Annotated in this window: 23 protein-coding genes; 3 read left to right on the plus strand and 20 right to left on the minus strand. The window is 46.5% G+C overall.

Going from position 1 to position 22,396, the window contains the following annotated elements; translation table 11 throughout:
- Window positions 1–146: 146 nt before the first annotated feature.
- The gene (locus QMA01_RS04950; RefSeq protein ID WP_290214446.1) at window positions 147–590 is read right to left on the minus strand and encodes an Lrp/AsnC family transcriptional regulator; all 444 of its coding nucleotides are present in this window, start codon (window positions 588–590) and stop codon (window positions 147–149) included.
- Between the two features lie 118 nt (window positions 591–708).
- Between QMA01_RS04950 and QMA01_RS04955 the strand changes: the two genes are divergently transcribed.
- On the plus strand, window positions 709–1,269 hold the full coding sequence (locus QMA01_RS04955; protein WP_290214447.1) for a cysteine hydrolase family protein: 561 nt from the start codon (window positions 709–711) through the stop codon (window positions 1,267–1,269).
- Window positions 1,270–1,457: 188 nt separating this feature from the next.
- Here QMA01_RS04955 and QMA01_RS04960 read toward each other — a convergent pair whose 3' ends face one another.
- The 18 genes from QMA01_RS04960 to QMA01_RS05045 form a co-directional block, all read right to left on the minus strand.
- Entirely contained in the window at window positions 1,458–1,811 is a 354-nt protein-coding gene (locus tag QMA01_RS04960) for a hypothetical protein (RefSeq protein ID WP_191715704.1), read from the minus strand.
- Between the two features lie 62 nt (window positions 1,812–1,873).
- Window positions 1,874–2,143, minus strand: coding sequence for a 30S ribosomal protein S14 (rpsN, locus tag QMA01_RS04965; RefSeq protein WP_191715705.1), 270 nt, complete (start codon window positions 2,141–2,143; stop codon window positions 1,874–1,876).
- 57 nt (window positions 2,144–2,200) lie between these two features.
- Window positions 2,201–2,350: a 50S ribosomal protein L33 gene (gene rpmG / locus QMA01_RS04970; protein ID WP_191715706.1), complete on the minus strand. Its 150-nt coding sequence runs from the start codon at window positions 2,348–2,350 to the stop codon at window positions 2,201–2,203.
- Between the two features lie 30 nt (window positions 2,351–2,380).
- Window positions 2,381–3,487 (minus strand): GTP-binding protein, encoded by a 1,107-nt coding sequence (locus QMA01_RS04975; protein ID WP_290214448.1) that lies wholly within the window; start codon window positions 3,485–3,487, stop codon window positions 2,381–2,383.
- Between the two features lie 241 nt (window positions 3,488–3,728).
- Window positions 3,729–5,324, minus strand: a complete 1,596-nt coding sequence (locus QMA01_RS04980; protein ID WP_290214449.1) for a sensor domain-containing diguanylate cyclase — start codon at window positions 5,322–5,324, stop codon at window positions 3,729–3,731.
- A 296-nt stretch (window positions 5,325–5,620) separates the two neighbouring features.
- Window positions 5,621–6,880: a cytochrome P450 family protein gene (locus tag QMA01_RS04985; protein WP_290184850.1), complete on the minus strand. Its 1,260-nt coding sequence runs from the start codon at window positions 6,878–6,880 to the stop codon at window positions 5,621–5,623.
- 553 nt (window positions 6,881–7,433) lie between these two features.
- Window positions 7,434–8,651 carry a Bcr/CflA family efflux MFS transporter gene (locus QMA01_RS04990; protein ID WP_290184852.1) on the minus strand — a complete coding sequence of 406 codons (1,218 nt, stop codon included), beginning with the start codon at window positions 8,649–8,651 and terminating at the stop codon, window positions 7,434–7,436.
- Window positions 8,652–8,801: 150 nt separating this feature from the next.
- Window positions 8,802–10,514, minus strand: a complete 1,713-nt coding sequence (locus QMA01_RS04995) for an SMP-30/gluconolactonase/LRE family protein (protein ID WP_290214450.1) — start codon at window positions 10,512–10,514, stop codon at window positions 8,802–8,804.
- A gap of 85 nt (window positions 10,515–10,599) precedes the next feature.
- On the minus strand, window positions 10,600–11,136 hold the full coding sequence (locus QMA01_RS05000; RefSeq protein ID WP_290214451.1) for a dihydrofolate reductase family protein: 537 nt from the start codon (window positions 11,134–11,136) through the stop codon (window positions 10,600–10,602).
- Window positions 11,137–11,506: 370 nt separating this feature from the next.
- Window positions 11,507–11,656 (minus strand): hypothetical protein, encoded by a 150-nt coding sequence (locus QMA01_RS05005; RefSeq protein WP_191715712.1) that lies wholly within the window; start codon window positions 11,654–11,656, stop codon window positions 11,507–11,509.
- Window positions 11,657–11,694: 38 nt separating this feature from the next.
- Complete coding sequence (locus QMA01_RS05010; RefSeq protein WP_290214452.1) at window positions 11,695–12,135, minus strand: ASCH domain-containing protein; 441 nt, start codon at window positions 12,133–12,135, stop codon at window positions 11,695–11,697.
- 339 nt (window positions 12,136–12,474) lie between these two features.
- Window positions 12,475–14,067 (minus strand): long-chain-fatty-acid--CoA ligase, encoded by a 1,593-nt coding sequence (locus QMA01_RS05015; protein WP_290214453.1) that lies wholly within the window; start codon window positions 14,065–14,067, stop codon window positions 12,475–12,477.
- A 147-nt stretch (window positions 14,068–14,214) separates the two neighbouring features.
- Window positions 14,215–15,810, minus strand: a complete 1,596-nt coding sequence (locus tag QMA01_RS05020) for a long-chain-fatty-acid--CoA ligase (RefSeq protein ID WP_290214454.1) — start codon at window positions 15,808–15,810, stop codon at window positions 14,215–14,217.
- 172 nt (window positions 15,811–15,982) lie between these two features.
- Window positions 15,983–16,255, minus strand: a complete 273-nt coding sequence (locus tag QMA01_RS05025; RefSeq protein WP_191715719.1) for an iron-sulfur cluster assembly accessory protein — start codon at window positions 16,253–16,255, stop codon at window positions 15,983–15,985.
- The gene (gene arsA / locus QMA01_RS05030; RefSeq protein ID WP_290214455.1) at window positions 16,255–18,042 is read right to left on the minus strand and encodes an arsenical pump-driving ATPase; all 1,788 of its coding nucleotides are present in this window, start codon (window positions 18,040–18,042) and stop codon (window positions 16,255–16,257) included. The genes QMA01_RS05025 and arsA overlap by 1 nt, the downstream gene beginning before the upstream one ends.
- Window positions 18,039–18,416, minus strand: coding sequence for an arsenite efflux transporter metallochaperone ArsD (gene arsD / locus QMA01_RS05035; RefSeq protein WP_290214456.1), 378 nt, complete (start codon window positions 18,414–18,416; stop codon window positions 18,039–18,041). Before arsD ends, arsA begins: the two co-directional genes overlap by 4 nt.
- 20 nt (window positions 18,417–18,436) lie before the next feature.
- Window positions 18,437–18,856: an arsenate reductase (thioredoxin) gene (gene arsC / locus QMA01_RS05040; protein ID WP_191715722.1), complete on the minus strand. Its 420-nt coding sequence runs from the start codon at window positions 18,854–18,856 to the stop codon at window positions 18,437–18,439.
- Window positions 18,857–18,922: 66 nt separating this feature from the next.
- Window positions 18,923–19,270, minus strand: coding sequence for an ArsR/SmtB family transcription factor (locus QMA01_RS05045; protein ID WP_191715723.1), 348 nt, complete (start codon window positions 19,268–19,270; stop codon window positions 18,923–18,925).
- A 171-nt stretch (window positions 19,271–19,441) separates the two neighbouring features.
- Between QMA01_RS05045 and QMA01_RS05050 the strand changes: the two genes are divergently transcribed.
- Window positions 19,442–19,762 carry an ArsR/SmtB family transcription factor gene (locus tag QMA01_RS05050; RefSeq protein WP_191715724.1) on the plus strand — a complete coding sequence of 107 codons (321 nt, stop codon included), beginning with the start codon at window positions 19,442–19,444 and terminating at the stop codon, window positions 19,760–19,762.
- Window positions 19,763–19,846: 84 nt separating this feature from the next.
- Complete coding sequence (locus QMA01_RS05055) at window positions 19,847–21,130, plus strand: NAD(P)-binding domain-containing protein (RefSeq protein WP_191715725.1); 1,284 nt, start codon at window positions 19,847–19,849, stop codon at window positions 21,128–21,130.
- A gap of 180 nt (window positions 21,131–21,310) precedes the next feature.
- Here QMA01_RS05055 and QMA01_RS05060 read toward each other — a convergent pair whose 3' ends face one another.
- Window positions 21,311–22,387, minus strand: a complete 1,077-nt coding sequence (locus QMA01_RS05060) for an ABC transporter ATP-binding protein (RefSeq protein ID WP_290214457.1) — start codon at window positions 22,385–22,387, stop codon at window positions 21,311–21,313.
- Window positions 22,388–22,396: the final 9 nt, after the last annotated feature.

The following is a 22,396-nucleotide window of genomic DNA, read 5'->3' on the forward strand; positions in this document are numbered from 1 at the left end:
GTACAAGCTTCGAAAAAAACCGAAAGAAAAGTTCCAAGAATTAGCAAAGACTGAGATTCTTGATTAAACAAGGATTTCAGTCTTTTATATATAGATTATGTAAAGTTAGTCATTTTTATGCTAATATGCGGACAGTAAAAACGGAACTATTTGGAATCAACTATTGAAATTCGTTGTTTGATCTCTTTAATGGACAGGTACAAAGTGTAATTCCCATAATCGAGAATGGCATTCAAGAGAAGATTTAATTGTTCTTGAGAAGCCAATTTTATTTTTAAGTGGTAGCAGCCTTCCCCCGATACCCGGTGCGCTTCAACCACCTCTTGTCGTTCGTTGATAAAGTCGTTGAACTTCTCATGGTTGGTTGTTTTCATGTAAATGATCATGAATGCCGTATAAGAAAATCCCAGCTTCATTTCATCAATTATCAGCGAATAAGCTTTGATGACTCCATTGTCCTCCAGTTTTTTGATGCGGTTGCCTACTGCCTGTCCTGTCATATGGATTCTTTCGCCCAAGTCTTTCCATTGAATCCGTGAGTTCTCTGACAGTAAGCGGAGGATTTGAAAATCAATATTGTTGAGTTCCATAGTCGATTCCTTTCATGGTGAAATGATATAAGGCCAAAGTAATTCATCAGCCTATCGATAATAATATAGATTCTGTATATGATGAACATGTAGGAAAAACGATGAACGGGGTGGAAAAATGAGCACAGCATTAATACTTGTCGATATTCAAAAAGACTATTTTCCAAATGGAAAGATGGAGTTGAGCAATCCTGAAAGCGCAGCTGCCAATGCGGCTAAAATTCTGGAATGGTTCAGAGAAAACCAGAAAGAAAACATTATTCATGTTCAGCATATAGCAAGTTCCCCTGCAATGGGCTTCTTTCTTCCAGAGACAGAAGGCATTGACATCCATGAAGCGGTTCAGCCGTTGGAACACGAAAGGGTTATTGTTAAACATTTCGCGAACAGCTTTCTGCAAACAGAATTGGAAAGCCAATTAAAAGAAAAAGGCATAACCAAAATCGTCGTAGCCGGAATGATGACACATATGTGCATCGACGCAACGGTCCGTGCGGCTGTCGATTTGGGCTATGAAACAACGTTGATTGAAGATGCTTGCGCAACAAAAGAGTTGGCATATCAAGATAAAGTCGTTTCAGCTAAAGAGGTTCATTATGCGTTTGTCGGTGCACTCCAAGGGATGTATGCGGAAGTTCACTCGACTGAAGCATTTCTGCAACAGGCAGCCACAACTTGATTAATCGGCTGCTTTCAATATAGATGGAAACTCATTTTTCTACAAGTTTCCATCTTTTCATTCCTGAGCGGCCACATTTCACGATTCATGCAAAAAGAGAGAAGATGGGCTCCAATAGCCTCTTCTCTCTTTTTGTTGTTAAACAGCGTCGATCATGTTCACTATTTTCTTCCTAAATCGAACCCGGTTTAGTTAAGAAATAAAAACACTCGTTTATTGTCATCCTTGTTAGAGGATTGACTAACAGCATTGGAATAATCGATCCATTTCACTTTTTTGCATCGAATGCTTATTTTTTCATTCAGTTCTGTTTCAATGTCATTCATTGATTGAAGCAGTTGGTCATAAGACAAATTGAAGCGTTTTGCTGCCAAATCGTAAGGGGAATGCTGCACCAAAAGCTGTCGGAATTCATCGGCTGTATTGGCCTTTTGAGCCAAACTGTCTTCTGAATCAATCACGAATTGATAGAGGCGCCTCTTTTTTTCTGAGAGTTTCGCTACCTCACTTCTCAATAAAAATTCCATTAACCGTTCGTTCACTTCCCACACCTCCTTGATCCGCTTCCCTATAGATTCAATCGCAACTCCAGGATTATCTAGGATTACCAGCTGGATTTTTTTACCCCTGGAATCTGCCCTTTATGCGCAAGTTCCCGAAAAGCGATGCGGGACAAGCCAAACTTCCGCATGTAGCCCCTGGGTCTCCCCGTTAAAGCACAGCGGTTGTTCAGACGGGTTGCTGCAGAGTCTTTCGGCAATTTGTTTAAACCTTCGTAATCCCCTTGTTCCTTCAATTGTTTCCGCAGTTCTGCATAGTGCATGACGAGTTTGCGTTGTTTATTATTTTTCGCTACCTTAGATTTTTTAGCCATTTGGTTTCCTCCTTCATCTTACCAAAAATACAGATGATGTGTAGCCGGCTAGCGAACTTATTTGGTTTCCCGGTGCAACGTCACTTTCTTGAGGCGCGGGCTGTATTTCTTCATTTCAAGGCGTTCGGGGTTGGTGCGCTTGTTTTTAGTCGTTATGTAATTGCGGTCACCGGTTTCAGTGCAGGCTAATGTAATATTGACTCTCATTTTTCATTCCTCCAATCCATAATCTTCAAGTTAAAAAGCGGGCAACGGATCAAAAAAACTTATCCAATCCTGTCTTATTTCTTCTTCCGTAAGCAGACAAGCCGTCAAGGAGTCCGTAATTGCCTGTTGGTCCATCCTGATGCCGATCAAGACTAATTCCGTCATCTTCACTCCGTACTCTTCATCCCAGGCCCCAGCGCTTTCAATGCTTAAGGAAGGACCTGACTGTGAAAGTAAAACAGCAGCCTCGCTGCGTGTAGAAATCCATAAAAATCCTTTGGCGCGAATGACTTCAATCGGCCATTCCCTGATCCAGTTCATCAATCGTTCTGGATGGAAAGGTTGTTGGCTTCTGAAGACAAACGATGCAATTCCATATTCCTCCGTCTCTGGGACATGTTCTTCATTCAATTCCTTAATCCACCCTGCCCCTTGACTGGCCGATTCAAAATCAAATAACTTGGTATTCAGCACTTCGGCCAATTCGAGTTCTGCATGTATGGTTTGCACAATTTTTGCCGCGGGATTGAGGGTTTTCAGGACTGTGTTCAGTTCTTCTGCTTTCTGTTCCGGAACCAAGTCTGTCTTATTTAAAATCAGCACATTGGCGAATTCGATTTGGTCAATCAGCAGATCGGCAATTTCCCGTTCATCGTCTTCCGTTGCGGCTTCTTTTCGGTCAAGCAAAGTTTCACCTGAAGCGAAATCCTGCCAGAACCTGTTAGCATCAACCACTGTCACCAACGTGTCCAACCTGCAGATCTCCGACAAATCGATGCCAATGGTCGCGTCCGCATACGTAAAGGTTTGGGCAACCGGAACCGGTTCACTGATTCCAGAAGATTCGATGACAATGTACTCAATGTCTCCCAGCTTCACCAGTTTCTCGACTTCCATGATCAGATCTTCCCGAAGCGTGCAGCAAATACAGCCATTCTGCATTTCCACTAATTTTTCATCTGTACGGGAAAACCCTCCCTGTTTCACTAATGAAGCATCAATATTTACTTCGCTCATATCATTCACGATCACAGCCACCTTCAACCCATCACGATTGTGCAGGATATGATTCAGCAAGGTAGTTTTTCCTGAGCCTAAAAAACCACTCAATACAGTTATCGGTATTTTGTTCTCCATTTATCCATCCCTTTCATCATGAAATGCTAAAAGTTCAACCTTTAAATAGTAATGGTTACGATTTAAATCATATCTCTTTGATATAAATAATTCAAGTACTTTTTCAAAAAAAGAAAAAAGAGGAAAAGCTACGGTGCTGTCCGCTGCTTTTCCTCTTGAAATTATAAGCAAGGCAATTCGAGATTGCCGGTACTCATTCCTGTTGATCAGTATGCTTATATGGCAGGTTCAGCCGAATCGTTCATCCAGGCACATCGGAAATCGTAATTCGGTTTCTTCCTTCGGATTTTGAATTATACAATGCTTGATCCGCCTTCTGAAAAAGTTCAGCCATTGATCGGGTTTGTGTCGGAAATTCCGAGATTCCGATTGAAACCGTGACAGTTTTGTCGGGAATTAATGAGGTCTTTTCGATTTTTCTCCGAATCTGTTCCGCTGTTTGATAGGCTGCTAAACGATTGGTTTCCGGTAGAAGAAGGACAAACTCTTCTCCTCCATAGCGGAAACAATAATCTTCTGGCCGGATGATTTCTTGAACAACGGCTGCCAGCTCTTTTAAGGTCTCATCCCCTTTTTGATGGCCATAGGAGTCATTGATCGACTTAAAGTAGTCAATGTCCAAGACAAGCAAAGAGAAAATCCGGTCCTCGCTGGACCATTCAGTCAGCACTTCATCCAATTTTCTTCGATTGGGTAACCCGGTCAGCGTGTCTGTTAGGGCAGACTCCGTGAGCCGTTGGTTATTCCTTTCGAGTGTTTCAAAAGCAACAGCGACACTTTTCGTCAGCAGATCGGCCTCCCGGTTCCAATGAGGCTTTATCAGCGTTTCTTTAAGCGGCTGGGACACGGTCTTCCCTTCTGCTAATTGGTCCACCAAATTGCCTAAATAAGTAAAAGGGGCAGCCAATTTTCGCGCAATAAATACCGAAAGCAACAGGAGGAATAAAGACGGCAATAACATGTTTTTGAGCATTTGCAGCAATTGTTCAATTAACGAAGACTGCAAAAATGAATAAGGAGTTTGCTGAACGATGCCCCATCCCGGTTCGGAAACATGGCTATAAGCAGCAAGCATAGGAACTCCTTTTGTATTGGTTACGTGCTCCATGCCGCTCTTTCCTTGTGTTAATTTGCGGACAACTGGATTTTCATAAACGCTTTCTCCGATTAAGTTGCGCTCAGGGTGAAACAGCAAGGTTCCTTTTGGTCCCACTACAAAGTAGTAAGAGCCATTTTGCTCCACGGCATCATTTCCAAGCAATTGATTCAACACATTTTCTTCCTGAAGAAAGATTGAACCGCCAATCATTCCCCTGTATGTACCATCTTTCGAGTAAATAGGCTGACTCATCAACAGGATCAACCGGTTGGATAACCCTGTATAAGGGCTAGTCAGACTGGGCTCTCTTGCATCTAAGGCATCTTTTGACAGCCCAGGCGCAATGGTTTCTCCTTTTATTCCAATACTGACTGGACTAATCGCTCGAATCACACCCGTTTCGTCTATCCAGGAAAGGGAATTGAAATAACCGCTGCTCACCCGCAGAAGTTCTAAGCTTTCGTGAATCTCTTCATCGCTCAAATTTTCATTCGCTTCCAAAAAACGGACGGTGGTTTCCAAATTGGTTCTCATGGAACCAAACAAGGATTCCACGGATTGGCTCATTTTTTCAGCTTTGGAATAATTTAAAGAAAGATAGGTATCAGTCAAAGACTCCTTGTCGGACTGATAGGACGAAATTGTAAGAATCAGTAAGGTTAGTACAACTGAAGCAGCAACAAGAGAGGTAAATAGTGTAGCCAAGTTCACTTTTCGTGAATTGAATAGATTCTTCATTCAGGTATTCCCTCCAAGAGCTTTGTTAAAAATCACTCCTACCATTATATCGGTTCCAGCAGTCCAATCATACTATTAAAAGTAAAATAAATGGAAATAGTTAAAGTTAATGGCAATATGAAATACAATCGGTCTGACTCGTCAATAAAATAAAAAACAGGAGCGTAAGAAAATTCATCCGCTCCTGTTTTAATTCTGCTTATTTTCTTGTCTGAATAACTCTATTTTTATTCGCAGCAATTCTTTGCTTGTCTTAAGTTGAAATTCGGAAAGTTTGGCTAACAAAAGTCTCCTGCTTAAAATTTCACCGGAAGAGAGGACAGGCTTTGAGCGGCTAGCTTAAATTTCCAGCTCACGTCCTCCCGCGGAATGCTAAGCTGCAGGTTTGGCATGCGCTTAAACAGTGTCGCAAATGCAATAGTTCCTTCCACGCGGGCGAGAGGTGCACCTAAACACATATGGACGCCTTGACCAAAAGCAAGATGGCGCTTAATGGTGCGCGTAACATCCAGTTCTTCTGCACGTTCAAACTGTTGCTCATCGCGGTTTGCTGCTTTCAGTAAAGGAAAAATCATGTCTCCTTTTTTAATCTGCTGCCCTTTAAGCTCGAGATCTTTAAGAGCATACCGGGGTCCTGCAGTTGTTGAAGGGCCATGGTAACGCAATAATTCCTCCACCGCCCCTGGTATCAGGTTTGGATCTGCCTTCAGCATCTCCAATTGCTCGGGATGGTCCAGCAACAGTAAGGTGCCGGTAGAAATTAAGGTCGAAGTGGTCTCATGGCCCGCAAAAATCATCAGTTGAACCAGCGAGATCAACTCTTCTTCATCGAGGCGGTCTCCCTGCTCTTCAATTGAGATTAATTGGCTGATCAAATCATCGGAAGGTTGCTTCCGTTTGTCTGCCGTAAGCTGTTTGATGTAATCGCCGAAGTCTTTTAAGTTTTCAGCAGTTTTTGGATCAACCGTCCCTACACCAAGACCGTTTGCAATTCCCTCCGACCATTTATGGATTAATGAATGATCTGATTTAGGGACGCCGATCATATCCGAAATAACATTAATCGGCAAAAGATTGGCATAATTCTTTACCAAGTCCATTTCTCCCTGATCTTGTACCTGATCCAGTAATTCATCTGCCAATTCTTGAATACGCGGACGCAGCCCCTCCATGTACCTCGGTGTGAACGCTTTGGAGACGAGTGTGCGCAACCGTCTATGGTCCGGCTGGTCAATAGCGTTTAAGGAATTCGTTAAGAACATATCAGAACCGGTCGAATCGGAACTTCCGGTTAACGATTGCTTAATCGTACTGTTCTTATCAATGGACGTGGGATCCACGCAGAAGTGTTCTTGATCTTTGAGCACTTTCAGTGCTTCTTCCATGTGCGTAACAACCCAAGCTTTGTTGTTCGTTTCTCCCATTGGAAACGGCAACTGTACAACGGATCCAGTTTGTCTGATCTGTTCAAATACCACAAATGGATTCTCTCTGCTCTTTCCGCTGAGCAAGCCGACTATCGCTTGCTCAGGTGTAACGTGATTTGAATCGTTCATAAATATTCCGCTCCTTCTCAAAATAGTATAGTGAAGAATTAGCTGTATGAATCACTCAAAGGAATTGGTGTATGTAGGATAATGTAATCGACTCAGTGCATTGCTCATCGTGTTCTTCTAAAAGTGGACACGACATACTGCTGCACGATCGATGTATCTCTTTTCTCCATCAAACTCATATTGTATCGATGGCTATGTGAACTTACTCACTGCACTCGCAGCTTTTTTAAAACCTGGCGTAATCATTTTTTTCATATGTATAGACTTCATCAGCGTAACTGCTGTCGTTATTGGTTTCCATTGATGAGTTCATAACAAGCGAATTCTTCTCATATAAGATTTTCCCAATTAATCAATCGATTGACGGAAAATTGGTATACTCCAATAATAACGAAATAGATGATTAAAAGTTTCCAAAGATCAGCATAAATACGGGCAAATGCTTGAAAAGTACGCTTACTCAGGCATAAATAGACAATAAAAAACCAAAAGTGGAAGAAATCTTTTCCGCTCCTGGTTTTTTCAGCAAATCACATATTGACCTGAATAACGCTTATTTTTTATTCAATGCTATTTTCTGCTTATGTCCCGTCAGTCCGAAAAAGGCAAGCATGCCAAGGACGGACGTGCCGAACAGGATCGCACCCATCGGAACAGCCGATGTTTCGTTGATGCCGACTAGAGGCGATACGATGGAACCGATAACCAACGGCAGCATGCCCACGACCGCACTGGCGCTCCCTGCCCGATGGCCCTGGCCTTTCATAGCCAAAGTGAACGAACTGGTGAAGATCATGCCGATTGCGATCATGTAAATGAAAATCGACGTAACCAGTGAAGCAAGCGGTCCTTCAATGATTGTCATAACCAGAAGCACCAAAGTTGCAGTAAATGCGACAACGACTGCTCCCTGCAAAAGCCGATGCTCGGAAACGATGCCGCCGAACTTGCCGATGATAAAGCTCCCGATGATCATCGCGATTCCGTTGATCCCAAACAGTACGCTGAAAGTTTGGGGCGAAACGCCGTAAATCTCCTGATAGACAAAAGGTGTTCCAGCAACGTAAGCGAAACTGCCGCCGTGGACTAAGCCGACCACGAGGGCATAGCCGATAAACGGGCGCTCCTTAAACAGGCTGCCCATCGTCCGGATGGAATGCCCGATGGAGCTTGGCATCCGGTCTTCCGGAGGCAATGTTTCCGGCAGCCGGAAGATGACCACAACCACCATAATGACACCGAGCAAGCCGAGAAAATAAAAGATGGTTTCCCAACCGGCAAACGGCAAAGCCAGAATGCCGCCGCCCGCAATTGGTGCGGCCATGGGAGCGACTGCGTTAATAACCATCAGCAGCGCAAAGAATTTCGTCAGTTCACGGCCGGTAAAGACATCACTGACTACCGCTCTTGAAAGGACCACCCCGCCTGACGCGGTAAACCCTTGAATAAATCGTGCAGCAATCAGCATTTCGATGTTCGGGGCCACTGCGCAGAGTACTGACGACAGCGCAAACAAGATCACCGAGATGATCAATGGTTTGCGCCGGCCGACCGCATCACTGAATGGTCCGACAACGATTTGTCCGGCGGCGAGTCCGATCAGACAAGCCGTCAAGCTGAGCTGGACAAGCGAAACATGTGCGTCCAGTTCATTTGCGATGGCCGGAAAAGCGGGGAGGTACATATCGATATTCAGCGGCGCTAGAATGCCCAGCATACTGAGGATCAAGGCAAGTCCGAGCCGCTTTTTTCCTGTGGGGTTTTGCAACATATTCAGATAACACCTTTCGCTTCTAGTTAAATCCTTATTAACTATACAATATTCAGCCCGCAGGTGTAACAGGTGCTGCAAAACAATAGCTTTAATTGCTCATTTTTTTCCGCCATTTTAAGATAAAGATTCGTCATAAACTGAAAAGACCTATTGTTTTTTAAAAGTAGGCATTTCCACTGCCAATAGTGCATCTTCTTCAATACTGGCGAAATACAGCATGCCACGCGACTCCGCCACTCCGGTCACGGCTTGATAATCCACTGACGAACTCTGCAGGTCGAGCAGGCAGTTTCCCTGTTCATCAAAAAGCATGGCCCAAGCTGTTTTTGCGGCTTTTGGCTGCAGGCTTTCAGGGACTCGCCACAGAAGCTTGCGCAACAACGCAGGCGCAGTGCCCAAACGGTCCAAAACAGCATTGCGGTTCGTCATCATAGCCACCCAGAACATGCCGTTCCCGATACGGGAGACATTATCCGGAAAGCCCGGCAAATTAGCGGCCAGGATTTCCCGTTTTCCGGTAAGCGCTCCACGTATCCATAGCCGGTTGAGCCGGTAGCCGTCCGTTTCCGCAAAGATCACTGCTTGTTCGTCAGTAGTCAGCGTGATGCCATTGGCGAAATGCAAGCCTTCGAGAACGATTTCCACGCATCCATCAGGATCCCGCCTGAATAGCCGCCCGGACGGACGGTGTTCCATCAAGGCGCCCCTATACTGCTCGAAGTCATAGCGGCTGCTGGATTCCGTGAACCAAATCGTGCCATTCTTTTCGGCTGTGGCATTGGAACAAAAACGGAGAGGAAACCCGTTGACATAGTGGACCAGTGTTTCAATCTCGCCCGTCTCTATATTTAATCGAAGCAATCCCTTGTGTGCGTCGCATATGAGCAAACCCCCATCCGCCAACAGTTCCAGACCTAAGGGATGGCCGCCGGTATCGCCAATGGTTTCTTCAAGATGCCGTTCCGGATCGATACGCAAAATGCGCCCATCTTTTACACCGCAAAGGATACGGCCTTGTTCGTCAATGACGACATCTTCCGGACCAAAGCCGCTGAGCGGAATGCGCCAGGCATGCGGAAAAGGTGTCCGACTGGATTTTTGTGCAGCACGCGGTGGAGCCGGAGGCAGTTTCCGGCGCACAGGCTCAAGAGCTGGTTTTGGTTCGGGTTTGATTTGCGGAAGCGTCGCCCTGCCGGCTTTGGCAAATACATAGGATCCGGCAACCGGGTAAGCATGCATCGCTGCACAGTATATTACTTGTTCTTCGTGTGTCGCCAAAAAAGCGGTTGAACAGAGCGCTTTTTGAAATGCGGTGGCATCAGCCGCACCAAGAACCAGCACTGCTTCATACTCCTGGCGTTCCTTTTGGGCAGGTTCAAAAAGTTGATAACGGACTTCTGAAAATCCGGATACTGCATTGAGTGAAGGTGCCAGACTCTTGGTAAGATATGACCGGAAATCCTTCAGCCGGACGGAAGGTTTTCGGCGGATCAGCACAATTTGCCGATACCCTGTCGGTGACTGGCGAGTGGGATGCCGCAGCGTTCGGCTGTTTTTCAAAGTGGCTTGAAAATAAATCGTTTCAGCAAATACCTTTTCTTCATACAGTTCGGTCAGTTTCCGGTGCTGTTTAGCCGCTGTGGCTTTTAATACATACTCTTCTATCCCGTCAATTCGGTGTAGAGAGCTGATTGCTGTATCGACTCCAGCCAGCTTTGGCCAAAGACCGGTTTGATTTGGATCAAAATGGTGCTGCCGGTATTCAAGCACTCCGCTAATTCGTGAAGCTTTTTGCGCATACACACCACGCCAGTCATCAATCTCTTGTTTAAGGGGAACATCTTCGCGTAAATAAACCAATGCCGACCCCGCTTCAATTTTTCGAATGATCCTCACTTCCGTTCTATTGTATGCGGATGTCCGCATGAATGAATAGCGATTGATGTTAGTTTGTTTGCTGCCTGATTTTGTACCAAATCTCTACTTGCTCGTCATCAACGTATGTGCGAATCTTTTTCAACTGAATGTCGAGGTCTTCCAAATGCTCAAAAAACCGTGTTCCTTTCCCCAGCAGTACAGGGGCGAAACAGATCTGCAGCTCATCAGCCATATTGGCCTGCAGCAGCTGTTGGCAGACATTTGCTCCAAACACCAGTACATCTTTGCCACTTGCAGCTGTCTTTGCCTGGCTGATGGCCGATTCAATGCCATCGGTCACAAAAGTGAAAGTCAATTGGCCGTTTTCTTTCGGATGCTTTTCCGGCGGCTGTTGGGTCAATACAAACAAGGGCACTTGAAACTCATAGTGGTCAGCGTAGCCATCCGGATCACTGGCCATGTCGAAACTATTGCGCCCCATGACGACAGCACCCGGAAATTCATAATGCGGCTGGTAGGTTTCGTAAAGCTTGTCTATCTTGCCATGGCGGTCGTTAATAAACCCATCAAGCGAAACAATCATGCCGAAATATACTTTTCCCATGTTCCTTCCTCCTCTTTTTCTTGTCGGCAATAACTTAAGTCCTCTATTCGCCGCTGGATGACCCACTCCCTCTTTATTTTTTAAGGAAAAGCAGAACATTTTTGCGTTTTCTCTGTTGTATTTTTTGGTTTTCGTTTTAGTTCTTGGTGGCGGTTTTTGATTTTGAAATAAATCCTTAAGTAGTTAATTACATTTATAATAAAAAACACCTTATTGTCATTTTCCTAAATCGGCACGTTTTTGGATATACTTAAAACAGAAAAACACCTGAATAAATGGAGCTCCAAAATAACGGAATGCTTCATTTATTCAGGTGCATTTTTCTGTGATGCCTGCTTATTTAATTGATATCTCCCAAATCAACGGCTGCTTAAGATCTCTCGGTCAAAGCTTTTATCAGCTCATCCATACGCAATGCAATATAGATCAAAGCCATTGCTGCGATGGCTTGCCAGATTCCCCCAAAAAAGAAACCCATAATAGCGCCAAAACCTATATATATTGCTAATTTTTTGTCCATTTCTATCCCCCCTTTTTGATATAAATAATGATGACTTTCTATTTATAAACAACTTCAACTCGTTCGCAAACAAGCAAAAGATTTTCTGCATAACTTAAACCGTGTACTTCCAACTCTTGGCTGAAAAACTGCTTATGAGCGGTCCACCAATAATCGTAATCTCCTTCGCCTTCTGCCAGCGCAAATTCTTCCGGCACTTCGTTCATCGGAACCAAAGAGACGTCCGTGATACGGATAACAGCAACAGGCATTTCTTTTGAATTGAGAACGATATTGTACTGGCCAACGTGAGGTATTGCCTCGCCTTCCAATTCATACAACACATGAGCTGAACAAGTAGCCGTTTTCTTGCCATCCATAACCAATTCCGCTAACCAATCTGCATCCGCTCCAAATTGAAAAGCTTCCACTTCCACTGGCAATGTTGGATCTTGACTTTTTCGAAATTCATCCCAATAATTAATGATTTCTTTATTCAATTCGAAAACCTCTCTTTGTACATAATATTTTTATTCATTATTATTCATTTTAGTAATGGACAAATAGCCTTTAAGGGCGACCTTACTCCATGAGCACATATTAAATCAAGAGCGCCCATTAATAGGAACTGATTCCTCAGTCATTTAGGATATGTCTCTAGTCATGAGCCGCTTCTTTATGAATACTGAGTCATCTCGTCCCTCCTTTTCCCTTACGCTTATAACTACTTGTTTATTCTATTTAACCATAGCTATGTTAAAGATGTTCTGAGAACGAAAAAACGTCCACAAATTGCTTTTCAGCAGTTGCGGACGTTTTGGTTTATTCATTCAACCCGATCAATTTACTTTTTTCGGGCCGTTCCAGTACATTTCACGCAAGCGGAACTTCTGCAGCTTGCCTGTTGCAGTCTTCGGCAGCGCCTCGACGAACTCGATGGATTTCGGTGCTTTGAAATGCGCCATATTGTCGCGCGTATAAGCGATGATTTCCTGTTCAGTGACGTTTGCCCCTCCCTGCAGGACAATGATGGCTTTCGGCACTTCTCCCCACTTCTCGTCTGGAACTGCGATGACAGCCACTTCCAAGACATCCGGATGCTTATAAAGCACGCCTTCGATTTCTGTCGAAGAGATATTTTCTCCTCCAGAAATGATCATGTCCTTGATGCGGTCCTGGATTTCAATATAACCGTCGGGATAGGTTACAGCCAAGTCTCCTGTATAGAACCAGCCGTCTTTGATCGCTTCCGCGGTTTTTTCCGGATCTTTGTAATAACCGCTCATGACAACGTTGCCGCGGGTGATGATTTCTCCCAGTTCCTTGCCGCTCCATTCGACTTCTTTGCCGTCTTCCTGGTTGACGACTTTGGTTTCGCCGTTAAATGCCAGTTCGATTCCTTGACGTGCTTTGATGGTCGCTTGTTCTTCCGGCGTTTTGTCATCAAATGCCTTTTTCCATTCGTTGTAAAGGATAAATGGCGACGTTTCCGTCAACCCGTACACATGCATCATATTCAAGCCCAATAGTTCCTGCGCTTTGCCGATCAATGCAGCAGCTGGCGGTGCACCGGCTGTTGCCATCCGTGGATTGGTGGTGATATTGATGGTTTTCGCTTTCGGTTCGTTGACCAGCATATTAACGACGGTCGGCGCTCCGCACAACACAGAAATCTTATGCGTTTCAAACAGTTCCAAAATCAGCGGCGGATCGACTTTCCGCAGACAGACATGGGTACCGCCAGCTGCGGTAATCGCCCAGACGCCGCCCCAGCCATTGGCGTGGAACATTGGCAAGGTATGCAGGTAGACGTCATCGTGCTCCACCTTCAAGTGATAGAGGAAGTTCGCAGCGTTCAAGTAATTGCTGCGATGCGTCAGCATGACCCCCTTCGGATTGGATGTCGTCCCGCTCGTGTAGTTCAACGTCAGCATCTGATTTTCGTCGATCCTCACTTCCGGAAGTAAGAAATCACGATCCACTTCAATAAAGTCTTCATACGTTACGCCATTGATCTTCGACTCGTGGCCATCCACTTCCACCACGACGTATTTCTCAATCGGCAGCTTGTCCTGAATCTCCTCGATCAATTTGCCGAATTCGGCATCAACGATCAAAGTCTTCGCATCGCTGTGGTTGATGATGTATTCCAGGTCTTTGGCGGTCAACCGGTAATTGAGCGGCACCATGACCGCTCCCATTTGGCAGATGCCGTAAAAGCATTCCAGCATATAATGGGTATTCGGCAGCATAACAGCGACGTGGTCGCCTTGCTGGACGCCTGATTGATGCAACGCAAAAGCCAGCCGGTCAGTCCGGTCCCCGAATTCCTTGTATGTAAACGTTTTCTCTTCATCGATAACGGCCACTTTCTCCGGATAATACTTGATGGCTCTGCGCTTCCAATCGAGCGGTGTTAATGGTGCAATCATATCTCCCAATCCCCTTCCGTTCCATCTATGGTAAAGCTTGTCTATTTTAGTATAGGAATGCAGCTCCTGCCTGTCAAACGAACTTTCCGAATCTTTAAACAACCAATAAAAACAGACGAAGATTTCTCTTCGCCTGTCTACTTTCAATCAATTTACTTTTTTGCCGCCGCCCCAGTACATTTCACGCAATTGGAATTTCTGCAGTTTGCCCGTCGCCGTTTTCGGCAAAGCTTCTACAAAATCTACGGATTTCGGTACTTTGAAACGGGACATATTTTCACGGGTATAGTCCAGAATTTCTTTTTCGGTCACTTCCGCTCCTTTATGCAGGACGATGATGGCTTTCGGGACTTCTCCCCATTTTTCGTCCGGAACCGCGATGACAGCAACTTCGGCAATCGCCGGATGCTTGTACAGTACACCTTCGATTTCAGTAGAAGAAATGTTTTCGCCTCCAGAAATGATCATATCCTTAATCCGGTCCTGGATTTCGATAAAGCCATCCGGATGAGTAACCGCCAAGTCGCCTGTATAGAACCAGCCGTCACGGATCGCTTCTGCCGTTTTCTCCGGATCTTTGTAATAACCGGCCATTACGACATTGCCGCGAGTGACGATTTCTCCCAGTTCCTTGCCGTTCCATGCAACTTCTTCGCCGTCTTCCTGGTTGACGACTTTGGTTTCCCCGTTGAATGCCAGCTCGATGCCTTGACGTGCTTTGATGGAAGCCTGTTGTTCAGGATCGAGGTCATTGAATTCATTTTTCCATTCGCAGTATAGAATGAACGGCGACGTTTCCGTCAATCCATACACATGCATCATATTCAAGCTGAGGATGCTTTGTGCTTTGGCGATCAATGCCGCCGCAGGAGGCGCTCCCGCTGTTCCCATACGGATTTTTTGCTTGAGTTCGATTTCTTTCGCTTTCGGGTCATTGACCAGCATATTGACGACTGTCGGTGCTCCACAAAGTGAAGTGATGCCGTGATTCTCGAAAAGATCAAGAATCAATGGCGGATCGACTTTGCGCAAGCAGACATGAGTACCGCCCGCAGCCGTAATTGCCCAGACGCCGCCCCAGCCGTTTGTATGGAACATCGGCAAGGTATGCAAATAAACATCATCGTATTTGATTTCCAAGTGATGCAGGAAGTTTGCCGCATTCATGTAATTCGTGCGGTGGGTCTGCATAACCCCTTTCGGATTGGATGTCGTGCCGCTTGTGTAGTTCAAGGACAGCATCTGATTTTCATCCAATTCTACCGTCGGAACTTTGGCATCTTGCGGCACTTCACCGATAAACTCTTCGTAATCGACGCCTTTGATCGCTGATTCACAGCCTTCTACCGGAACGATGATGTACTTTTCGATCGGCAGTTCGTCTTGGATTTCTTCGATCAATTTGCCGAATTCCGCATCGACAATCAACATTTTGGCATCGCTATGCTTTAAAATGTACGCCAAATCTTTTGTCGACAGGCGGTAATTGAGCGGGACGATGACTGCCCCCAGCGGTGGGATGCCATAAAAGCATTCCAGCATCGCATGGTTATTCGGCAGCATGACCGCCACATGTTCTTTTTCTTTGATGCCGGCATTATGTAAGGCGATGGAAAGCCGGTCCACCCGGTTTCCGAATTCTTTGTATGTAAATTTCTTGTCTCCATCGATGACCGCAATTTTCTCCGGGTAGTATTTGACTGCACGGCGCTTCCAATCGAGTGGTGTTAAAGTTGCCAGCATAAGTAAATCCCCTTTCGTCTGTAAATTGCTTCACTGTTATATATCAAGTATAGGTAGTGCCCTTAACTGTGTCAATACAGTTTTCGGAATCGCTCGACAATTCGGACGACCAAAGAAAAAACCAGAAGCTCCGTTTATCGGGCTTCCGGTTTGGAAATTCATTATGGCCATTTTAACAATTGTTTTCAGGAAGACCTTCAAGCACCAGTCCGCCGTCTTTGAAATCAAGCGACACTTCTTCCACCATCGTGCTGACGCGTTCGTCAAGCGCAACTTGGATGCCGTTGATTTGCTTGATGACGTCGCCTTGTTCCGGCGCGTCCATCGACAAGCCGAATTGCGGCCCGCAACAGCCTTGCCCCGCGAAATAAAAACGGATGCCTTGTGCTGCATTTTCTTTCATGGATTCCAACAGCATGTCTTTTGCCGGTTGTGTGATGTTCATTAAAAAATCCCCTTTTCTGTTGTGATGAGTCTCTTCATTTTATCATAGCCGATGCTGTCCTGTGCCTGCCATGGGATCAGCGCCGTGCGCGCAGCAAGCTCACGGCTGACTTTTTGAATCCACGGCCATTCACTTTGGGCTTTGGCTTGCAGAAGAGCTTCCATTGTTCCTGTCCCTCCCAGGCTTTGGTTGATGACCCAGTTTTTCGCAACGATTCCTGCACGCTCTAAGTCTTTCTGCAGGCGAGTTGCTTCAAAAACCGGAGTCGCTTCCGGCAAGGTAACGAGCAGAACATCGGTTTCTTCTGGATTGCGCAGGCGCGGCAACAGGTTTTGGACGCTTTGCGGAACTTCTCCAGTCGAGCGTGCCAATTCCTTGTGGTAGGTCTGTGCCGCATCCAGCAGCAATAAAGTATGCCCTGTTGGCGCCGTATCGATGATGACGATTTCGTTGTCCGCTTTAGCGACCACTTCCGCGAACGCACGGAACACTGCAATTTCTTCGGTGCACGGTGAACGCAGATCTTCTTCCAAATAAGCTCGTGCTTCCTCGTCAAGCGGACCTGCCGCTGCCAAAACTTGTGATTTGTAGGCTTCGATTTCAAGCTCCGGATCGATGCGGGAAACCGTCAACCGATCACCGCCGGTTCCTTCAAAGCGGTCCGCCAAATGCGCCGCAGGATCGGTTGTCGTCAAGTGCACAGGATGGCCTTTTTCAGCCAGACCGACCGCAAGCAGCGATGCAACCGTTGTCTTGCCGACTCCGCCTTTGCCCATTGTCAAAATGACACGTGTATTGTTCACTGAATAATGGTCGACTAAATCCTTCAACTGTTCAAGTCCGGCTGGCAGTTGCTCCCCAATTTCCAGTGGTTCGGGACGCCAATCCGGTTGAGTGAACAAACGCCGCAAGTTCGTGATGCCGGTCAATGGGAATGCCACGAACGGCAGTCTGTGTGCCGGCAAGTTCTTCAAAGCTTGAGGCATTTGCTGCAAAGCCTGGTGATGCTGAAGGGCAAACGCCTGTGACACCGGGTCTTCGTTTTGTTTCGGAGAATAGATACCGTTCAAAATCAGCAGCTGATTCTCGATGCCGATGGATTGAAGCTCCTGGGACGCACGGGCAGCTTCCTTGAACGAAGCCGTGTCCGGACGCGCCACCAGGATCAATGCAGTCTGGCTCGGATCGGACAATGCATCCATAGTACTGGCATACAGTTCCTTTTTGGCATCCAGTCCAGCGAGCGGCCCGAGGCAAGACGCCCCATGTGTGGACTCATCCAAAAATCCGCTCCAGGCAGTCGGCAGCTTCAAGAGCCGCAAGGTATGGCCGGTCGGTGCCGTATCAAAAAGAATATGATCGTAATCGTCCATGACGCGTTTGTCGGCCAAGAGCTTGGTGAATTCGTCGAATGCCGCGATTTCTACCGTGCAGGCACCGGACAACTGCTCTTCCATCCCTTTGATGACCGCTTCCGGCAATTTGCCGCGGTAAGGCCCCACCACTGAATTCCGGTAGGCGCGCGCCGCTTCTTCCGGATCGAGGTTGCAGGCGAACAAGTTCTGGATCCCTTCTATCGCCTGTGGTTCGTTGGTCAGTTCCACATTAAAAACGTCCTGCAGGTTGGAAGCCGGGTCCGTACTTACCAACAGTACCCGTTTGCCGGAATCCGCTAAAGCGACAGCAGTAGCAGACGCAGTGGAAGTCTTGCCGACTCCGCCTTTGCCTGTGAAAAACAAAAATGGTGTTCCGCTGATATCAGCCGGTTTAAAGATATCGCCGGTCATTTTGCACCGGATGATGCAATTTTGACGTTCAGTGGAATCCCGGGTTGTTTAACCGGCTGCAATTCCGTTTCCTCCACTTTGAACCAGGCAGCAAATTCCTGGGCAGTCGGGTATTCTCCGGTTTTAGCCACTTCCCCATCAACGATTGTGAGCGGCAACGATTCGACACCTTTGTCGAACAATAGCGCATTGACCGTTTTATTTTCCACAAAAGCAGCAGGGTCAGTCCCTAAATTAAACCGCTTGATGTCGAAGCCTTTTTTATCCAACGAAAAAACAGCGGCTGCCACTGCAGTCAGTTTCGGGTCTACTACCGGACCGCAAACACCGGTATCACAGCACATAGCTGGATCGTATATCGTCACTTTAGTCATCAGACATTCTCCTTTAACATTCAGTTTCCCGTTTTGGCAAAAGTTTCGATACGGGTGCCGATTGCATCACGGACTGTTTGGAACACTGTCCATTTTTCTTCATCTGTCCCTTGTGCTTTCGCTGGATCTTCAAAGCCCCAATGTTCACGTCTGACGTGAGGCGGAGTCATCGGACATTTATCGGCTGCATCGCCGCAAAGCGTCACAACGAAATCCGCGCTATTCAACAATTCTGGATCAATGATGTCAGAAGTTTGGGTTGAGATGTCGATGCCCACTTCATTCATGGCTTTTACCGCGTTCGGATTTAAGCCATGAGCTTCGATGCCGGCACTGTAAACATCCCACTCTCCAGCTAAATGTTGTTTCGCCCAGCCTTCAGCCATTTGGCTGCGGCAGGAATTTCCGGTACATAAAAAATAAATCGTTTTTTTCGGCATAATTAGGTTCTCCTCAATTGAGCAGCTTTTGGCAGCCGCTTATTTTTGTCTGCGATTCTCTTCTTATCAGCAGCAATCCACTGGAGCTTCTTTGGCGCGCAGCGCTAATAGCTGGGGGTCTGCCTCTTCAATATGGCTCAAAATATTCTGCAGCAGCGGCGCATGCACCGAATCCTGGTTCAAGGAATAAAAGCGCCATTGCCCTTTTCTGTTTTCTTTCACCAGTCCTGCTTGTTTCAGCTTACGCAGGTGCTGGCTGATGGCCGGCTGGCTCATGCCGAACATCTCGACAAACTGGCAGACACATAGTTCATTGGTCTCCACCAGCTTCATCATCAGCAGGCGTGTGGGATCGCTGACGGCTTTCAGGCAAGCCGTGACGTCAGCTGCAGTTGTTTTTGCTAAAGTCTCCATGAAGATCCACTCCTTTGATTTCAGTATATAACCATTTCGTTATATAAGTCAATTGCGATAAAGATTCAATCCTTAAATCAAGAAAATTTGATTTAAAGCTTGAAAACAGCTGTTTAGAGTTCTATACTTGATTCATCAAATAAAATTGATTTAATGAAAGGTTTGTTAAGCATGGCTTACCAGCTGGAAAAAGAACTCAGAGCTCCTGCAGATTACGAAACCTATGCCATACAATTCAAAGCTCTGGCCGATCCGAAACGGCTGGAATTGCTGAAACTGATCGGAAAGAAAGGTTCTGTCTGTGTCTGCGATCTTGTTGAAGAGATGGCAATGCCTCAATCAAAGCTATCCTACCATTTGAAGATTCTGTTGAATGCCGGCCTTTTGACTAAGGAAACCAAAGGAACATGGAGCTATTACGCGCTGGAATCCGTTGAAATGGAACGCCTGCTCCCTAAGCAGCTGTACAGCTCCCTCATCAACGTGACATGAATGTCCGATTCAGCCAATGATGTTTTGCATGGACAGAAAGCGATATAGGATCATCAATTTTTAAAATAAAAGGAGTCCTTTAAAATGACCACCACTTTACCCATAGCAATTATCGGGGGCGGACCTGCAGGGTTAGCAGCGGCCGCTCAGCTGGTCCAGTACAAGCAGCCATTCGTCTTATTTGAAGCCGGTTCCGGACTTGGGACACATTTTCTTGAATACGGCCATGTCCGTTTGTTTTCCACATGGCGCTATAATATTGACGCGGCTTCCAAAGCTTTATTCAAAGAGCATGGAATCGCTTTGCCGGATCCGGACCGGCTGCCTTATGGACGGGAAATCGCCCAGCAATACCTCCAGCCGCTTGGCCAACTGCCGGAACTGGAGCCTTTTATCCACTTGAACAGCCGAGTTGTTCATGTGCAGCGGCAAGGATTGGATAAAATGAAAACAGCCGGCCGTGAAGAAAAACCATTCGAACTGCTTATCGAAATCGGATCCGGTGAACGCCGGACCGTATTGGCACGTGCAGTCATCGATGCAACCGGTACGTGGCAAAACCCCAATCCGATCGTGTCTGGCGGTGTGGCGGACAAAACTTCAGGATTAGTGGATTACGGTATTCCAGCGATTCTTGGAGAGGACCAAAAGCATTATGAAAACAAACGGATTGCGGTAGTCGGCAGCGGCCACTCCGCTTTGAATTCCTTGTTGGATTTGGTCGGCCTGAAAGCGGCATTTCCAGAAACGCAGATTACATGGATTGTCCGGAAATCTTCGGTTGAAGAGGCTTTAGGCGGCGGAGACGCTGACCAATTGCCGGAGCGTGGAGCACTTGGGCAACGAGTCAAAGCATTGCTGGATGCTGGGCAAATCGATGTGCTGACATCCTGCTTTATCCAGTCCGCGCAGTTAGGCAATGGCCTGGCCATACTGACAGCATTTCGATATGGCGAAGAACTGGAGCTTGGCCCATTCGACCGGGTAATCGCCAATACCGGTTCCCGCCCAAGCTTTGATTTCTTGCGTGAGATCCGCTATGCATTTGATCCAGCTTCTGAAAGTGTGCCTGCACTGGCGCCGCTCATTGACCCGAACGTCCATAGCTGCGGCACGGTGCGGCCACATGGCGAACGGGAACTGCGCCAGCCGGAAAAAAACTTCTATATTATCGGTGCGAAAAGCTACGGACGGGCGCCTACCTTCTTGATGGCCACCGGCTTTGAACAAGCCCGTTCTGTCGTTGCCCACCTTTCAGGCGATTACGAAGCAGCAGTGCGCGTTGAATTGGATTTGCCTGAAACAGGCGTCTGCAGCAGCCGGCCGTTAACATTCACCATTGCCGGAGCGGGAAATAACTGCTGTTAAATTAGAGCGAGAACAAATAATTCTATTCATTAAATTATTCACGAATAACAAATAATATCATCCAACAAATTATTCATTGAATTTTCGCAGTCTCGAAAACCCTGAGTGAATATATACGAATATCAATAAAAGCCGGCACTCATTTAGAGTACCGGCTTTTATTCATTATTATTCATAAACTTATTCAGAAGTTAAATGAATTGCATCCAGCTCAACCACCAACAGAATTTCCTGTCCGACGGCCATGCCCTCGGCTTCTTGGTTGGAAAAATGGCTTTCCAATTGATGTCCCTCAACTTGTACGGTTGCTGTATAGAATCCGTGGTTAAAGCGCAGCTGCTGTATCGTTCCCCTTAAGTACAAGGAATCAGGGGACTGCAAGTCATGGCGATGGGCTGCCTTCAACATTTCCGGGCGCAATACCATGTAGGAAGCACCTGACTTAATGCTCTCGCCTACCGGAAATTCAATGGCCTGATCCATTGAAGCGAAGCGGCCGTTTGCAACGTTCCCTTCAATGATATTTTTCAGTCCAAGGAATCTGGCAACTTTCTTGCTTTCGGGCTGTTCATAGATGTCTTTCGCCTTTCCAACCTGCAGCAAACGTCCTTCGCTCATGACTCCGATTCGGTCGGACAAATGGAAAGCTTCTTCACGGTCATGGGTAACGAACAGCACCGTAACACGAAATTCTTTATGGATGCGGCTGAGCAGGTCCCTCATTTCTTCCCGAAGGCCGGGATCCAAGGCACTGAACGGTTCATCCATCAGCAAGACACGCGGGTTGGATACCAAGGCTCTTGCCAATGCTACACGCTGCTGCTGGCCGCCGCTCAATTGATCCGGAAAGCGGCTGCCGAACCCGTCGAGCCCGACATGAACAAGCATGTCACGCGCCTGGGCCAAGCGCTGTTTTTTGCCGATTTTCTGCATTTTTAAACCGAAGCCCACATTGTCCTCCACTGTCATATGCGGAAACAGCAGGGATTGCTGAAACACCATGGCGAATCTTCTGGCTTCGGGTGGAACTGCCGTTATATTGGCGTCTCCTATCCAGATTTCGCCTGCGTCCGGCTGCACCAGGCCTGCCACCAGTTTCAAAAGCGTTGTTTTGCCGCACCCAGAAGGGCCAAGCAGAGAAAAAAACTCGCCTTCGTTTATGGTCAGATCGACCGGCTTCAAAGAAAATGCCGGATTTTTCTTTTTTGGCGTCTGGCTGTATTGTTTTTCAAGATTGATGATGCGCAGATCGCTCATCGTCCCACT

This window comes from Planococcus notacanthi (genome assembly GCF_030407825.1).
In the GTDB taxonomy this organism is placed as follows: domain Bacteria; phylum Bacillota; class Bacilli; order Bacillales_A; family Planococcaceae; genus Planococcus; species Planococcus notacanthi.

Excerpts from the sequence above, each read along its gene's own strand:
- QMA01_RS04950 (WP_290214446.1), bottom strand. The coding sequence starts at position 590 with ATGGAACTCAACAATATTGATTTTCAAATCCTCCGCTTACTGTCAGAG.
- QMA01_RS04955 (WP_290214447.1), top strand. The coding sequence starts at position 709 with ATGAGCACAGCATTAATACTTGTCGATATTCAAAAAGACTATTTTCCA.
- rpsN (WP_191715705.1), bottom strand. The coding sequence starts at position 2,143 with ATGGCTAAAAAATCTAAGGTAGCGAAAAATAATAAACAACGCAAACTC.
- rpmG (WP_191715706.1), bottom strand. The coding sequence starts at position 2,350 with ATGAGAGTCAATATTACATTAGCCTGCACTGAAACCGGTGACCGCAAT.
- QMA01_RS04975 (WP_290214448.1), bottom strand. The coding sequence starts at position 3,487 with ATGGAGAACAAAATACCGATAACTGTATTGAGTGGTTTTTTAGGCTCA.
- QMA01_RS04980 (WP_290214449.1), bottom strand. The coding sequence starts at position 5,324 with ATGAAGAATCTATTCAATTCACGAAAAGTGAACTTGGCTACACTATTT.
- QMA01_RS04985 (WP_290184850.1), bottom strand. The coding sequence starts at position 6,880 with ATGAACGATTCAAATCACGTTACACCTGAGCAAGCGATAGTCGGCTTG.
- QMA01_RS04990 (WP_290184852.1), bottom strand. The coding sequence starts at position 8,651 with ATGTTGCAAAACCCCACAGGAAAAAAGCGGCTCGGACTTGCCTTGATC.
- QMA01_RS05000 (WP_290214451.1), bottom strand. The coding sequence starts at position 11,136 with ATGGGAAAAGTATATTTCGGCATGATTGTTTCGCTTGATGGGTTTATT.
- QMA01_RS05005 (WP_191715712.1), bottom strand. The coding sequence starts at position 11,656 with ATGGACAAAAAATTAGCAATATATATAGGTTTTGGCGCTATTATGGGT.
- QMA01_RS05015 (WP_290214453.1), bottom strand. The coding sequence starts at position 14,067 with ATGATTGCACCATTAACACCGCTCGATTGGAAGCGCAGAGCCATCAAG.
- QMA01_RS05020 (WP_290214454.1), bottom strand. The coding sequence starts at position 15,810 with ATGCTGGCAACTTTAACACCACTCGATTGGAAGCGCCGTGCAGTCAAA.
- QMA01_RS05025 (WP_191715719.1), bottom strand. The coding sequence starts at position 16,255 with ATGAACATCACACAACCGGCAAAAGACATGCTGTTGGAATCCATGAAA.
- arsA (WP_290214455.1), bottom strand. The coding sequence starts at position 18,042 with ATGACCGGCGATATCTTTAAACCGGCTGATATCAGCGGAACACCATTT.
- arsD (WP_290214456.1), bottom strand. The coding sequence starts at position 18,416 with ATGACTAAAGTGACGATATACGATCCAGCTATGTGCTGTGATACCGGT.
- arsC (WP_191715722.1), bottom strand. The coding sequence starts at position 18,856 with ATGCCGAAAAAAACGATTTATTTTTTATGTACCGGAAATTCCTGCCGC.
- QMA01_RS05045 (WP_191715723.1), bottom strand. The coding sequence starts at position 19,270 with ATGGAGACTTTAGCAAAAACAACTGCAGCTGACGTCACGGCTTGCCTG.
- QMA01_RS05050 (WP_191715724.1), top strand. The coding sequence starts at position 19,442 with ATGGCTTACCAGCTGGAAAAAGAACTCAGAGCTCCTGCAGATTACGAA.
- QMA01_RS05055 (WP_191715725.1), top strand. The coding sequence starts at position 19,847 with ATGACCACCACTTTACCCATAGCAATTATCGGGGGCGGACCTGCAGGG.
- QMA01_RS05060 (WP_290214457.1), bottom strand. The coding sequence starts at position 22,387 with ATGAGCGATCTGCGCATCATCAATCTTGAAAAACAATACAGCCAGACG.